The organism is Streptomyces sp. NPDC001194 (assembly GCF_042896985.1).
In the GTDB taxonomy this organism is placed as follows: Bacteria; Actinomycetota; Actinomycetes; order Streptomycetales; family Streptomycetaceae; genus Streptomyces.
The window spans coordinates 146,411-161,939 of record NZ_JBIAXU010000010.1 but is presented as its reverse complement, the minus strand read 5'-3'; the positions used below and the strand labels follow the sequence as shown (position 1 = coordinate 161,939).

Here is a 15,529-nt window from a genome sequence, read left to right as displayed (position 1 = left end):
GGCACGTGCTGGTCATAGGGGCACAGTGCACTTCCATGCCCACCCTGCCCCGGTTGGAGGAAGCCGCCGGTGACCTGCACTCCGTCCTCACGGACGCGTCGATCGGGGCGTGTGTCGCCAGGACCGGCGAGCACACTTCCCTCCTAGTGAGCGACTCTCTCGAACCCGAGGATGTTCACAAGGCCGTACGGGAAGCGGTGCGACGGGCCCGTGAGGACAAAGCGGTCCTCGTCCTGGCACTACTGGGGCACGGTTTCACCACACCGCAGCAGACGGACCTGCACTTCATGGTCGCCAGCTCCAGTACCGGCAGCCCCATCTCAGCAGTGGACGTCGGTCGGCTGCTTGCCGCAGCTGTCGACGAGTCTGGTGTCGAGGGCGTGATCGCCCTGATCGACACCTGTTACTCGGCAGGCGGGATGCCGGACGCAGGCCGGATCGCGGGCGGGGTCCGGTCGGGCCAGACCCGGCTGTCAGTGCTCACGGCCGCTGCCGCCGACCAGCAGGCTCGCGGCATGCGTCTGACCCGTGCCCTCGTCGCCATCCTTCGGGAGGGCCTCACCGGGGCGGGGGCCAAGGTGTGCGTCGACGGCCTGCTCACCAGCGGGCTGCGCGAGCGCATCGTCGGACAGGCGGTCGGCCGGTTCGAGTTCGACAATGACCCCTTCGCGCAGGAAGATCTGTGGCTGGCTCGCAACGTGTCCTTCGCCCCCGGCGCCACGGGCGGCGTCGTCGGGCGGGTGGGGCGCCAGGCGCTCGAGCAGGCCGTCACGATGTGGCAGGCTGGCAAGAGCTTGCCCACGCCCCTGACCCGCTCAGGGCTGGAGGACCTGTACGACTTCGTCCAGCAGCCGGAGGCGGCAAGCACGGGCGACCGGGATTGGCACGGCAGGGTCACACAGCTTGTCGCAGCCCTCCTCGCTTGTGCACGGATCGTTCCGCTCCTCGACAGCGTGCTCGCCTCGGTGATGTCCACCGATCTGCTGAGGGAGGCGCGCCGACTGTCCGGGTTGCCACACGACGCCGAGGGGCCCGAACTCCTCCGCGATCTGGTCGAGTACGCGGCCGTACGGGCACCGCGCGGGGACGAGCACCCCTGGAAGGCGCCCACACAGTTCGTTGGCGCCCTCGCCTACCTGTCCGGATCGGACGCCGTGGTCGAGAACCTGCGGAAGTGGGCGGTGGACCACGGCGTGATCGCCGAGTTCAACGACGCCGTAACCGGGTTCGAGAGGAAACGACGGCAGGATGGGCTCCGCCTCGTGGTCAGCCTGGCCGGGGCGCTGACCGACTGGCCCGAAGAGGTGGACGCCTGGTTGGTCGGCACGGACGAGAGGCTGCCACCGTACGAGCGCTTCCCGTGCGGCACCGCGGACCGCACAGGTGCGGGCCGGGCGATCGGAGCGGCCCTGACCTGGGCGCGCGGCCTCCTGACCGCCCCACAGCGACTGGAGAACGTGGACGTGGCGGCCCCTGCCCACCTGCTCGCCTCCTGGCGGCCCGAGGAGGCCCGGATCGACCGCCGGCTGCTCGGCGTGCACCACGACGTCGTTGTCCGGTGGAGCGGCCGCATGGATCCGGACGAGGAGAACTCCGAGATGAACGACGCGGCCCGCAAAGCGCTAAGCCGGATGTCGGACTGCTCCGCCGCGCCGGTGGAGTGGATCGGCCCGTCCGTCCTGGGTGACCGGCAGGCTCTCGAACAGAATCTCCTGACCGGCAGATACGACACCGTCGTCGGGCTCGACCACCACCCGGACGACCTGCAGGACATCCTCGAACAACTGCTGCCCTACGCTCCGATCATCCTCTGGCCGGACCACGGCACCACGCCGGACCGGAACTGGTTGCGGCAGCTGGTCGGCCAGCACTGGCGTGGGCTTCCCCAGGACCTTGCCCCCGCCTACCGGGAGCGGTGGGGCACGGAGCACGCCGGATGCGTGGCGTGCCTCGGCGACGTACGCACGGTCTGGCACGACGAGGCCTGGCTGGAGTTCTGCCGACCGTTCGAACAGCGTGTTGTGACCGGCCCCGAGGAGGACCTGTGACCTGGAAGCCCTACTACCGAGGTGACGGCGAGCAGCGGGTCACCCCGCTGGCCGACCCGCCTCCGTGGAGATCGTTCCCGCGCACACCGCAGCACCGTCAGTACCAGCCGCCGGACGGCCTCGTCGACGCCGTCAATGCGGCGGTCCACCTGCGCCGTCCGCTGCTGGTCAGCGGCCCCGCAGGCTCCGGAAAGTCCACCGTGATCGAGCAGGTGGCGCACGAACTGGACCTCGGGCCGGTGCTGCGCTGGCACATCACCTCGCGCAGCACTCTGCCCGAAGCCCTGTACCGCTATGACGCCTTGGGCCGCATCCACGCACAGAGCCTGCGCGCGGCGGCGGCGCGCGGCGCGTGGAACGGCCGAAGCCGGGACGACATCGCGCCCTTCCTGCAACTGGGCCCCCTCGGCACCGCGCTGCTGCCCGCCGCGCGGCCTCGAGCCCTACTGGTCGATGAGATCGACAAGAGCGACCTGGACCTGCCCAGCGACCTGCTGGAAGTCCTGGAGCGCGGAGAGTACGAGATCCCCGAACTCGTCCGCTATCGGTGCCCCCGTGTCATGGTCCGGCAGTGGGACAGCGACGAGGAGCACCTCATCGGGGACGGCCGCGTGCAGTGCACCCAGTTCCCGTTCATCCTCCTGACCAGCAACGGAGAGCGGGACTTCTCGCCTGCCTTCCTGCGCCGCTGCGTCCGCTACACGATGCCGCCACTCACCGCCGAACTGCTGCACGGCATCGTCCGTGCCCACTTCGATGTCGTGCCGGACGGCGGGAAGGATCTCGTCGACGGGTTCGCCGAGCGCGTCGTGGCGGGCGAACACCTGGCCATCGATCAACTGCTCAACGCGGTGGCCCTGCTCACCGGAGACCAGGCGCCACGAGGAGCCCAGTACGAGGAACTGCGCGCGCTGATCCTGCGCGAACTCTCCCGTGTCTGAGGCCCTGGACCGTCTCCTGCGGGCATGGGGGAACGCCCCGCTGCTTCCCGGAGTGGAGGCCGCCGTCCTCGCCGACGCACTGTGGCTCGCCGCCTCCGGCACGCCAACCGAAGGCGCGCTGAATGTCCACGACGGGTTGTCCGACGAGACCACTGCCGACCCGAAGCCCTGCGAGACGCCTCCGACCGCGGGCGGAACCGAGGCCGCGGTCCACCGCACGGAGAGCAGGGAACTGTCCGTGCGCTCCCCCGGATCGGCCTCCGTCGTGTGCGGCGTGCCGATGTCCCTGGGGCGGACCGACCCGTTGCCCGACGCGCTGGCCGTCGGCCGCGCGATCCAGCCGTTCCGGAGACCGTGGCCGCGTGGTGGGCGCGACCGCCTCGACGTCGAGGCCACGGTGGAGCACTACGCGCGCGGCGGTCCCCTGGTGCCGCTGTTCCGCCCCGCCCCCGAACCCTGGTTCGAGGTGGTGGTCCTCGTCGACTGCTCTCTGTCCATGAGCGTGTGGGAGGAGACCATCCGCGCCCTGACCCGGCTCCTGACCACCCTGGGAGGCTTCCGTACGGTGCACACCTGGCGCCTCGCATGGGAGGAGGGCGGGGCGGTGGTGCGCGACCACCACGGCCACGAGGTGCCCGGCGGGCGTGTGCCCCACCACGGCGGCGGCACCCGGGGAAGGCGCATGATCCTCATGGTCTCCGACTGCGCCGCCCGTGGCTGGCACACCCCCGCGCCCTGGCTGCTCCTTCGGGAATGGGGCGAGCGCGTCCCGGTGGCCCTGCTGGACCCGTTGCCCCCGCGCCTGTGGCGCCGCTCCGCCCTCAACCTGCCCGGCGTACGCGTCACAGTGGGCCGGGCCGGCGCTCGAAACAGTGCCCTCCGCTACACCCTGCCATCCCGGCTGAGGCCGCCCGCGAACGGCGCGGACCCGGCCGGACCGTGGACCGCCCTGCCCGTAGTGTCCTGCACCCCGCGCTCCCTGGGCGCCTGGGCGAGCACTCTTATGCGCGCCGACCCGCGGGGCTGCGACGCCGTCCTCATCCCCGCCACCGGCCGCCCCGCCCCGGCACGGGACGGCACCATCCCAGCCCGGCGGCACGATTCCGCGCGGCTGGCCGAGGCGTTCATCCGCACGGCGCCCACTCCCGCCGTGCGACTTGCCGTCCTGTGCGCCGGTCTTCCCGAACTGCCCCTACCGCTGCTGCACGTCCTGCGCGACCAGGCGGTGCCCGAAGCCCGGTACTCCGACCTCGCCGAGTTGCTCACCAGCGGGCTGTTCGCGGTACGGCGCGATCCAGGCGGCGACCCTGTGCTCGCCTTGCGAGCCGAGGCACGGGAACACCTGGGCACATTCCTGACGACTCACGACGTCTGGCTTACCAAGGCTGTCCTCAGCGCCCACGCGGCCGCTCACCCGTACGCCCCCCGGGGCATCACCGCCGTCCTCCACGACGCGTTGGCGGGCACGGAGATCCCGGCGGCGGCCCGGGCGTTCGCGGAGAAGGACGTCCTGGTACGGCATGCCGTAACGGTGGCGCGGGAAGTACGGGGCGACGACGCCCGGAGCGGGCCGCCGGGGGAACACCGGCCGGGCACGGCACCGCGCGATGAGGCGACCGAGGACGTGAGCGAAGACCGGTCCGAAGACCGGTCCGAAGACCGGTCCGAAGACCGGTCCGACGCGTACGCGGCGGTGTGGCAACTGCGGCGCTTCCTCGAAAACACCCCATTTGAACGGGGCACGCGCCACGCCGAAACCCTTCTACGGCACCTCATCACGTACCTGATCTCCCGGCTTCCGGCCCCCGGGGGCGACTGGCCCGGACCGAACACGTGCTTCGACGACCTGCGTGCGGCGACGGGCGCACTCACCGGTGCCGACGTGCTCAACGACCTCGCGGACCACTTCTCGCCGGAGGGCGTCACCCTTGAGAAGCCGGGCCCGGGCACGGGCGACAGGGGGCAGGACCTGGTCTGGAAGATCCCCGGAGGCATCCTGTCCGTCGAGCTGAAGACACGGGCCGGCTTCTCCTGGGCGCAGGTGACCGACGCCGTGCGGTCCGGGACCATCGCCCACTCCACATCGGGCCGCCCGGTCGATTTCCTGCTCGTCCTCGACGAGTCGGACAAACCTGAAGGACTCCATGCCCCGGCCTCCTGCGTGAGGCTGGTCCGGCGAGAAACCCCCGGTCAGGGAGCGGTTGTTGTCCTTCGTCTCCAGACCCGATACGGGAGGATGCCTCAAGACAGCCGGGCCGCGCTGACCGAATGTCTGCGCGGGCTGCGCCGATTGGCGGGTTCCCCGGCGTACGGGGAACTGGCGAGGGAGGCCGCCGAGGCGTCGCCGCCGGTCGTGCTCGACCTCACGACGCTGACCGAGTGGTTCCGCGGAGATGCTTTACCCGAGGACGAGCGGGCCTTCGACTGGCTGACGCGCTTCCTCGTCCGACAAGCGGGGCTGACCGGTGACGCTGCGTGGTCGCCCTACCGGTTCGCGGCGCTCCGCCACCACGCCCTGGGAGAGGAACGCAGGGCGGAGGGCCCACGGCCGGTGCGCCTCGGACGGCCAATCGCCGAACTCGCCGGAAGCACGCCCAAACCCCACGTCGCACTGCCCCATGACCTGCGGTTGCGCGCTGCCGTACAGGGCTTCGCCGCCGGTACGGGTGGGCTGGTCCTCCTCATCGGCGCGCCCGGATCGGGCCGGGTCCGTTCAAGCCTGGAAGCACTGCGCCTGCTCCCGGACGGATACCGGGTGTGGGATCCCCCCACCCCTGCGGTGCTGGCCGCTGAGCTGGACGGGCCCTCGTCGATCGGTCCGCACACGGTGGTCCGGCTGGAAGATGGGGCACGCCACCTCCTGGACGAATCTGGCGGAGGCCTCGGCGAACGGATTTCCGCCGCTCTGCGGGCACGAATCTCGAGGGCTGACCGTGATCCGCTGCTGGTGCTTGGCCTGCTGACGCCGGAGGTCTGGAGCCTCCTGGAGACTTCCCCGCCAGCCGACGCCCCGGACCCCCATGCGCAGGCCCGTGCCCTGTGCCGGAATGCCATGCGCATTCGGATGTCCCCGGCGCCGGGAGAGCGCTGGATCAGCCGGTACCTCTCCGAGCCGGCTCCCTCCCGGGCACTCCTGGACGCCGCAATCGACGCCCGGCGCTGCGGGCACGGCCCGCGGCTTCCCCTCGCCCTGCTGAGAGCGGCGGCCCCCCACTATCTGCCCGCGCCCGAACGGCACAACTCCGAAAACCGGCTGGCCTCCACACTCGACTCCCTCTGCGCCGATGTGCCGACCGGCGCGGCCTTGCTGTCCCTGGTACGCCCACCGGCGCACGAGGCGGAGACGTGGGGGGACTCCTGGCGTCCCGAGCACTACGTCCTCTCCGACCACTTGGAACGGTATGGAAGCGCGGTCCGGGACAGCATCGAGCCGCCCGAAGGCCTGTGGGACGCACTGGCTGCCCACGCCTCCCGGCATGATCTGAAAGCAGTAGCCCTCGCCGCGCGGGAGAGGGGGGACGCAGAGCGCGCGGAACGCTTCCACGTCCTCGCCCACCCCACCCCACGGCCGGAGGAGGCGCTCACTCCGCCCGGCATCGCCGCCCCCGCCCTGCGAAAACTGCTCCGCAGCGCCGACTTGAGCGAGGATCAGGCGGGAGCCACCGTTGACCGGGCACTGGAGTGGCTGCGCGTCGACTCCCTCACGGAGGAGGCCCAATTTGTCCTCAACGGACTCCTCTCCCGTACCGGCCTGTCCCACCAGGTGAAGTCTGAAGCAGTACGGCACGCGGTGGACTGGCTGGAGGTGCACGGCACGGCGCAGGCCGCGGAGTTCGTCCTGGGTCCGCTGCTGGCGGTCACCGGACTGTCCGGGGAACAGGCGGGCCGCACCGTCAACCACGCCTTGGGCTGGCTCGACGTACACGGACTGGGCGATTCGGCACAGTTCGTGCTGCGCCCCCTGCTGTTGCGCGGGGACCTGTCGGAAGAGCAGGCGCGGGTGGTGGAAGGCCATGCGCTGGGCTGGCTGGAGGGGCGCGAGGCCGACGTCCAGAGCCAGTTCGCCCTCAGCGCCGTGCTGCGTAAAGCGGACCTGGACCGGAACGCCCGGAACGAGTTCCTACGGATCAGCTTCGACTGGCTGCGGGCGGTCGGCGGGCACGCCTCGGCCAAGTTCGTGCTCCGCCCTCTCTTGCAGCGCACCGACCTCGCACCCGAGGAGGTCCGGACCGGCACGGCGTTCGCTCTGGCATGGCTGGAGGAGCACGGCGCAGCCCGTGACGCCCAGTTCGTCCTCAATGCACTGCTCCGCCGCGGCGACCTCACGCCCGTTGAGGCGGACGGCACCGCGGGGCACGCGCTGGCCTGGCTCCGCCCTCGGACGGCCGATGGGGCCGCCCGGTTCGTCCTCTCTCCGCTGCTGGCGCGGGCCGACCTGAGCCGGGAGGCGAGTAGCGAAGCGGTGGACATGGGGACGACATGGAGCCTCGACCGCGTCGGCAGGGGCCATTCGGACCATGGTGTGAAGGCGCTGGTCGACAGGGTCGCGAATCAGAAGGGCATGTCCGACCGACTGATCCTGATCATGGAAATCGCCGGTTTTGGCAGGGGAACGATTGCGGAGGGGAAGCGTGCCCGGAGTGCGCTGTATGACCTCGTCTCCCTCGTGCTGCCGCACGAGGATGCCGGACTCCGGGAGAGCTGGAGCACGGGGGACGGGATGGTCGTTCTCTTCCCTGCGCGCATGCAGCACGACCACCTCGTGCCCCGCTTGCTCACGCACCTGGAAGGCGCACTACATGAACACGACGTCTTTGGGTGGCTGAGGCTGCGCATCGCCCTGCACTACGGCCCCGTTGAACGCAGCGGGACGGGCTGGTTCGGCCCGGGACTGGTCACGGCGGCCCGACTGGTGGAGTCGGCGCCACTGCGCGCGACGCTGGAGACGGGGGGCCGCGCGCCCGCGGCCGTGGCGATCTCCGACGCGCTCTTCTCGCGTGTCTTTGCCGGCGACGCCGTTCCTGCCAGGACCTTCCGCGTTGTCTTCGTTGAAACCAAGGAGGGTGCAGAGAAGGTGTGGATCTCCGCGGCCGGATACCAGGAGCCCCCGGGCATCGACGCATGGACGCGGCCCCACGGTAGCCACGGGTGAGCCGCATCCTCTGTCGCACCCGTGCCGGGAACGCCCCTACTGCGCGATCGGCTCCGCCCGGACTGGGCGGCGGGTAGGTTCGACGCTCCGTGGATGGGCATCGTGGGCCGCCTTGCCTTTGGCCGGCGGGGAGTCGCTACAGCCAGTCGCGCTTCTTGAAGATGACGTACAGGCTCGTGCAGACCACGGCCATCAGGAGGATCGCGAAGGGGTAGCCCGCCGCCCAGTGGAGTTCCGGCATGGTTTCGAAGTTCATGCCGTAGATCGTGCCGACCAGGGTGGGGGCGACGAGGATGGCGGCCCAGGAGGAGATCTTCTTGAAGTCGTCGCCCTCAACGCGCTGACCTGCGGAGATCGCTGTACGAGCCGTGCTGGCCTGCGACTTTGCTCGTTTCCGGGGCTTTCACGGTGACGTCGTTCTGCACGGTCGATGCTCCCCAGCCGCTCCCCACCGGACCTTCATTCTCACCAGGTTCTCCCTGGCCGCAGCCCGTTCCTGGCAGCGTCCCGCTGGTGAGGCGGCCTGGTTGTGCGCTGTCGTGCCAACCCCTGGGCGCAGCAGGTCAACGCGGTCGGTCGGGTCGCTCGTAGCTGGAAGAAGTGCCGAGCCGCGGACGCGGCGGGCACGTTATCGATTGGTTCGAGAGGACCCTCATGTTCGACATCAACAAGGTGCAGGCCGCCCCGAGCAAGGATCTGCTCACGCCCGACAACGCGGTCATGCTCTTCGTGGACCACCAGCCGCAGATGTTCTTCGGCACCGGCAGCGGCGACCGCGCCGCAATCATCAACAGCACCGTGGGTCTCGCCAAGGCGGCTCAGGCGTTCGATGTGCCGGCCGTCCTGACCACGGTGGCCGCCGAGTCGTTCTCCGGGCCCCTGCTGCCCCAGCTCGCCGAGGTGTTCCCCAAGAACGAAGTCATCGACCGTACGACGATGAATGCCTGGGAGGACGAGGCGCTCGTGGCGGCGGTCAAGGCGACCGGCCGCAAGAAGATCATCGAGGCCGCCCGCGCCTACGCCCAGCAGGGCCGCCTGGCCGACGGCTACCAGGCCTTGCGGATCGCTGAGACCTGCGCTGCCCATGACGTACGCCGTCCCGCCGTCCGCGAGCTGGTCGCCGACATGGCCGCGCGGGACCGCCGTCGTACGCTGCCGGAGCTCCACCACTTCAGCCGCCGACTGGGAGTACCCGCGTGACCGAGCCGCAGTCCAAGCCCTTCCTGTACGTCGTCGTGTGCGCGGCTGGGATCGCCGGCGACGTCGGCAGACTGATCACCGCAGCGCAGGAACGGGGCTGGGAGGTCGGGGTCATCGCCACGCCGCAGGGTGTCGAGTTCCTCGACACCCGGGCGGTCGAGGAGCAGACCGGGTACCCGGTCAGGTCCGCCTGGCGTTCGCCCGGCGAGGCGAGGACGTATCCGCGGGCCGATGCCATCGCGGTCGCGCCGGCCACGTTCAACACGGTCAACAAGTGGGCCGCCGGCTTCGCCGACAACCTGGCCCTCGGCATCCTCTGCGAAGCACCCGGCATGGGCATTCCCACGGTGCTGGTGCCCTACGTGAACACCGCGCTCGCCGCCCACCGGGCCTACCGGCGCAGCATCGACGAGCTCCGGGAGATGGGCGTGCTGATCGGCAGCTACGAGCCCCACCGTCCGAAGTCCGGCGGCGACGCCGACCGCTTCCCCTGGGAGGAGGCGGTCGCTCTGCTCGCGCCGCTCCTCCGGACCGGGGCCGAGCCGCAGTGAACGTGCCGGTATCGCCCCTCGGGGCAGCCGGCCCACCCGATCTGAAGGAGCAACGTGGAGCAGGAGAACGCTGAAGGTCGACCGGCCATCGCAGCGGCCGTCGTGGTACACGAAGGCCGCATGCTCATGGTGCGGCGCCGGTACGTTCCGTACTACGGCGTGAGAAACGGGCGACACGGCACATGCCCGTGCCGCCCACTTCTGAGATCTGAGAAGTGTTACCTGTGTTGCCCCACGGTCGGGGAACGGCGGAGTGCTCCGCAGGGAACGTCCTACCCCCCTGCGAGAGGGGAGCACTGGTAGCGCAGCCCTCGGCTCACGATCCTGAATCGATCACGGCCCTGCGCGGAAAAGGGGTTCGGCAGCTCGAAGACTCTGCGGTCCACTGGTGCGAGGGCGGAGGTGATCAGCAGGATGCGGTAGCGACTTCCACGCGCGTGGCGGCGGGCTGTTTCCAGTTCGGAGGGTCCGAACTCGAACTCCACTCGATCGGCAACGGGTTCGCTCAGGGCCTTCACCTCAAAGAACCGGCTGGTGTCGCGCCACTCGACTTCGAAGTCGTACCCAAGGGCGTCGGACGCTTCGCGTTCGCCGTTGAGGACCGCGGCGTATCCGGATGTCCAGCGTACGTTGGCATACCGGCGCTGGAGCCATGCGCGGGCCGCCACTTCTCCGACGAGGCCGATGGCTGATCGCTGGTCCTCGTTGGCCTGGGTCATCTTCGCCACGACGATGCGCGGTTTGCGGGAACCCTGGGCGGTGCGCGGTCGTGGCACGTCGACCACGGCGTCCAGGCGCACTCTGCCGCTCTGGGCGAGGAAGGTTTCGCCGATCGTCCTTGCCGCTAGGTCCGCGATGACGGAGAGCTGATCGCGTCCCACCGTGACCTCGTCGTCCCCGATGGTGATCGTGCGTGGGGGAGTGCTGCTCGGACCGCCAGAGCCTTGGATGTGCTTGGTCGCATGGGCCAGATGAGCCTGGGTCAGACTCAATCGGGAAAGTTCCGTGGTCTTCGGCATGCCGTCCGGCCATCCGACTGCGTGTTGCACGGCATTGAGAAGTCGTTCCTCGTTCAGCTCCACCAGGTCGCTCAGCCCGGTCCTGTCGATGTAGTTCTTGGCCTCCATCAGTACGGCGTTGCGCCAGCCGGCGGGAGCCGCGACACCGTGTTGGTGGCACCACGCGTGGACGAGGGGAATCAGCCGCCCCACGAGAGCGGAGATCGCCACGGCATTGAGCTCGCGAAGCAGACCGACGGGTTGGAGGTGCCCCGGCCTGTCCAAGTCGTCTTCGGCGTCATGCTTGCGCAGCCACTCCCGTGCCTTGGCGCGCATCACTTCCAGTGGCGGAGTCATGTAAAGGTCCAGCCAGTCCGGGTCTGGCCTGAGGCTGTGGAGCCCGCGGGCCGCCACGTAGGCAGAGAAGTCGCCGCCCTCCTCGGCGACGACGGCGTAGTGCTCGCGCAGCCGTTCCACAAGTACGTCGGAGTGTGCGCCTACGAAGTCACCGAAGGCCTGTTCGTGGCGGTCGGGGTAGGTGTAAGGAGAATATCCGGGGCCGAGCATGGCGAGTGCGGAGTTGAATTGCCGGAAGTCGAGGCATAGTTCGTCGCGGAGCTCGGCGGGCGTGGTGGAGGTGCGGGCGAGAGCGACCAGGTCGTCCGACGGGATGGGCAAGTCTGGTGCGTACCGTTCGACGATCACTCGGAGTTCGGAGTCATTCGCGGCACGAGCCAGCAGATGTTCCGCCTCCTCGTCCCAGTGGGAAGCGGCGACGCAGGCCAGCACTGGACGAATCAGCCGTACGGCTTCCTGTACGTCGTCGGTGAGGTGGCGCCTGATCTCGGTGACCTTCGCCTCGGTCGTGTCCAAGGCATGGGCAAGGGCGCCATCGTCGATCTGGTCGGGCAGGTGGCCTTCGAAGTACCGCTCCAGTTTCACCAGGATGAGTTCGAGTGCGTCCTGCAGCCAGGGACGGCCGAGGAGCTGGGCGACGGCCGGCGTCGCAGCTTGGAGCTCGTCCCAGCCCCCGGTACTCCTCCAGACCACCACGGTGGGGTGGTCGTCGTCGGGCAGGGGAAGGGCCCGGGTGGTCGACGGGGGTTCGGTCGGGGTCCCTGCGATGGCGATCTCCACGTCCTCGGCCTGAACCACGCGGATGGTGCGCAGCCGCTCGAGTGCGGCGCGTACGCCGCGTTCGCTGCGCCGTACGAATGCTCCGGATTTCAGTTCCATCGCGAGTGCGACGACGACGACCAGCCACTCAATGCCTTCGACGAGTACAGCAGCCTCTCCGCCGGGGCTGATCGGGGCGCCGTCGCTGTGCCTGACCTGAACGTGGGTGGCGGAGGTGCGCTCGACCTTGAGCCCGTTCTCCTCGGCCATCTGGACGATCGCTCCACCGTACTCCGCGGAGGCGACGAGGACGGGGTGACCCGCCAGCTCGATGAGTGCCTCCTTGAGGGGGTCCTCTTGGTCGCGGACGTAGAGGGTGTCTCCCTCAACGGAGATGGCGGAGGATGCCAGGATGCCGAGCGCGTTGGTGCGGCTAACCGCCAGCTGGACCTCCTTCCCGGGCGCCCACGGCCAGACTCCTGTCTGGGCGACATGCGACCAGGCCCGCTCGTAGTGCCGCTTGAAAGAGACGCTGAGGTATTCGGGGACCTCGCCCTTGCTCAGCACGACCCCGAGCTGACGCACCGACGCCCCTGCGTGCTGCGGGTCGTCCCATCTGCGCAGGCCGAGCTGCAAAAGGCGGTCGGCGACCTCCTTGTCGGCGAGGAGCCGCCGAATCGACAACGGCAGTGCGGGGATGAAAGCGGGGAGTTCGCCGTCGGTGCTGAACCACGCCTGACGGGGAGCTACGAAGGCGGGACCGTCCGGGTGCTCGACGGGGAGCCAATCCAGGCCCCGGAGGAACGAGGCGAGAGGAGTCGGCCACACGTGTTCGTCCTTGAACTGGTAAGTGGGCCTGTGTACGGAGAATGTCAACATCTCTTGACTCCAGGTGCGGAGTCCGTGGATCAGCAGTTCCGCAAACTCACGCCGTGCGGCATCGGTCAGCGCCGCGACCTCGCTCCCTCCCGCGAGATGGGCAGGTGCCCGAGTGAACTCGTACTGTGTCCACGGGTGGGCGAACTTGGTCCATCTTGCCCGGACGTCGGCGGTCCAGACGGCGGCGAGGCGGTCCCCCAGGCCGAAGCGCACCGCGAGGCTCACGGGACCGAGGTCGTTGCCGTAGCTGGGCTTGATCCGCTCGCCCACACGGGTCAGCCGTAGGCCGTCGCACACGCCCAGGGCCTTGAGGAACTCGACCCAGCCAGCCCTGTCCTGGACGGGGATGGGCCAGCTTTCCGGGCCGTTGATCCACCAGTCCCTCTGCGAGGCCAGGGCCGGCACCCGGGCGCCTCCTTCGTTGAGGAACCCGTCCAACCTCAACGCTCCTTCGGTGCCCCAGGCAGCCGAGAACGAGCACCGCACCGCCTTGTCCCAGACGTTGGTGGCCAGTGGGACCCGGAACGGAATGCGGGGCAGCCGCCTTCGCTGGGCCTCGGTGAGCGCCGGGTACTGCCGGAAGGCAAACGTGAGCACGTCGCGGCTGAGCGCTTCGGAAGGATGTTCGGACAGCAGGTCCTGCAACGCGTCGAAGACCCGGTCCAGTTCGTAGGGGCGCACGAGCCGGTAGCCCTGAAGGAAATCGCGTCCCTGGATGTCCCAGGCGATCGCCGGGTGGGTGAAGGCGATGCGACGCCGCAGCGCCTTCAGGTCGCTGGGGACCTGGGCGGCGGAGTCGCCGCCAGCCGTGTCGGGGTGGAAGAACACGACCTCGCCCTTCTGAGGCGAGTCGGTCACGCCGCTGAGGGCGCTTCTCAGCCGCATGCTCTGATCGAGGAGAATGCGGCGTCCTCGCAGTGCTTCCGGATCCCTGGCGAAGGCGACCGCGATGTCGCTGTAGAAGTCGCCCCATAGGCGGCCGGCGGTCATCTCGTCCTCGCGCGGCAGGGTCGTGGCCACGCGTTCCACCCATTCGGCCGTCAGCTGTGCCGGTGCGCGGAGCGGTCTGGACAGGAGTGTCCTGCACAGCTTGTCGAGTCGCGTGTGGCGGACGGGGCCGACAGAGGTGGCGAGCAGGGGCGCCCCTGCCTCGGCGAGCGCATCCGCGGTCAGTACCCGCCACGGGCGCTTTCCTTCCGGCCACGCAGCAGAGTCCTGCAGGGAACTCCAGGTCTCCCCACCGTGCAGCGGGACGATCGGTTCGGTGCCGAGCTTGCCGTCCAGAGCCGCGTTCAGCCGCTGCGGCACGTCCCAACTGACAAGGTCTACGACGAGGTCGGCGGCCACAAGGTGTGGTGCCTCCGAGCGAACGCGCCGGCTCAGTTCCACCGTCAGGAACGCGATTTGAGTGAGGAGGTGGTCGTTGAGGACCACCGACTCGCTGATGTCGAGCCGTGCCAGTTTCGTGAAGAAGGGGGCGTGGACGTGTCCGGGGAAGGGAGACCGGACGGCAGAGGCCATGGGGAGGAACGTGTACATGCGGCCGTGCGGAAGTTGGGTGTCCAGTCTGAGGGCCACCGCCACCCACGCTTCGGCGTTCCAGTTCTCCCAGGCAGAGTCGATCTGCCGGGCCCGGACGCTGTGGCTGACTGCCTCGTGCAGGGCGTCGGCCTCCAGAATGCGGCGCGCCAGCAGGTAGCGGCCGGCGTCGGCGAGGTCGACTTCCGTGACCCAGTCGGTGTTGCGGGTCGAGACGAGACCCGAGGCACGCTCAGTACGCGACAGGACGCGCGTGAATGCCTCGGGGGAGTCGTCGCGCACCTCCACGAGTAGTGCGGCCACCCGGTCGAGGAACAGCAGAAGCGGTGCCTCGCCGTTCACCATGTCGCTCATCTGCGCGACGGCGAGTTCCCAGGCGTGTTTGTCCCGCAGCGGCAGGCGTACAACGGTCGAGAACCCCTCCTCGGCCAGTTCCTTGAGTAGGGGGTCCGCGGCGTCGGCCGGTACGGGCAGCGCGAGGGGGGAGATGTCCTCGATCACCCGGGACGCGAGGGCCGGATCGTTCACGAGGGCGTGGACGTCCTCGGGGCGCGCGAACCGGAAGCAGTAGCCGTCGAAGACCGGGGAGTCAGAGGAGGCCTTCGAATAGATCTCCGGCCAGTCCGTCAGCTGCAGCACGCTACGGAACCCGAGCCCCTTGTTGCCGATCCCCTCGCCTGCCGTCTTGCTCGACAGAGCCACCTCGGTGATGGCGCGGAAGTTCTTCTCGCCGAAGGCCGCACCTTCATTGGCGACGTAGAGGACGCCGCCTGTCTCCTCGGAGACCGCGAGGACGGAGATGCGCCCCGGACGGTCGCCGCCGAGTGCGTCGTGCCCGTTCTGGATGAGTTCGAGCACGGTGCGCCCCTCGTACTCTTGGGCGGTGTCCTCGCTGACGGACTTCAGGCTTTCGGCGAATCGCCACTCCTCGCCGGCGCTCTGGTAGATCTCGATCCGCCGACGGGTAAGTGCGATCACGATGTCTCGGAAATCGCCGCCTGCGGTGTCGTGCGTTGTTGTGATGGCTGTTCCCCTCGTCCCCCAGGCACATCCTTTGCGTGTACCCGCCCGGCGCTGAAACCGGTGATGCCATCAAAGCTGATCG

6 protein-coding genes and 1 pseudogene are annotated in these 15,529 nt (G+C 69.4%); 5 read left to right on the top strand and 2 right to left on the bottom strand.

Going from position 1 to position 15,529, the window contains the following annotated elements:
- Positions 1-35: 35 nt before the first annotated feature.
- From ACFY1T_RS21460 to ACFY1T_RS21450, 3 genes are read left to right on the top strand one after another with little or no spacing between them, the layout of a single operon-like run.
- Complete coding sequence (locus tag ACFY1T_RS21460; protein WP_390789532.1) at positions 36-2,048, top strand: hypothetical protein; 2,013 nt, start codon at positions 36-38, stop codon at positions 2,046-2,048.
- A complete protein-coding gene (locus ACFY1T_RS21455) occupies positions 2,045-2,989 on the top strand; it encodes an AAA family ATPase (RefSeq protein WP_390789531.1) in 945 nt (314 codons plus the stop codon). Before ACFY1T_RS21460 ends, ACFY1T_RS21455 begins: the two co-directional genes overlap by 4 nt.
- Positions 2,982-8,141 (top strand): SAV_2336 N-terminal domain-related protein, encoded by a 5,160-nt coding sequence (locus ACFY1T_RS21450; protein WP_390789530.1) that lies wholly within the window; start codon positions 2,982-2,984, stop codon positions 8,139-8,141. Before ACFY1T_RS21455 ends, ACFY1T_RS21450 begins: the two co-directional genes overlap by 8 nt.
- Before the next feature lie 136 nt (positions 8,142-8,277).
- Here the strand turns inward: ACFY1T_RS21450 and ACFY1T_RS21445 are convergent.
- Positions 8,278-8,463 (bottom strand): annotated as a pseudogene (locus tag ACFY1T_RS21445) (CorA family divalent cation transporter); the annotation flags it as partial.
- A 332-nt stretch (positions 8,464-8,795) separates the two neighbouring features.
- On the opposite strand from ACFY1T_RS21445, the gene ACFY1T_RS21440 reads away from it, so the two are divergent.
- Entirely contained in the window at positions 8,796-9,341 is a 546-nt protein-coding gene (locus ACFY1T_RS21440) for an isochorismatase family protein (RefSeq protein ID WP_390789529.1), read from the top strand.
- A complete protein-coding gene (locus ACFY1T_RS21435) occupies positions 9,338-9,892 on the top strand; it encodes a flavoprotein (protein WP_390789528.1) in 555 nt (184 codons plus the stop codon). The genes ACFY1T_RS21440 and ACFY1T_RS21435 overlap by 4 nt, the downstream gene beginning before the upstream one ends.
- A 272-nt stretch (positions 9,893-10,164) precedes the next feature.
- Here the strand turns inward: ACFY1T_RS21435 and ACFY1T_RS21430 are convergent, their stop codons facing one another.
- A complete protein-coding gene (locus ACFY1T_RS21430) occupies positions 10,165-15,402 on the bottom strand; it encodes a sacsin N-terminal ATP-binding-like domain-containing protein (RefSeq protein ID WP_390789527.1) in 5,238 nt (1,745 codons plus the stop codon).
- Positions 15,403-15,529: the final 127 nt, after the last annotated feature.

Excerpts from the sequence above, each read along its gene's own strand:
- ACFY1T_RS21460 (WP_390789532.1), top strand. The coding sequence starts at position 36 with ATGCCCACCCTGCCCCGGTTGGAGGAAGCCGCCGGTGACCTGCACTCC.
- ACFY1T_RS21440 (WP_390789529.1), top strand. The coding sequence starts at position 8,796 with ATGTTCGACATCAACAAGGTGCAGGCCGCCCCGAGCAAGGATCTGCTC.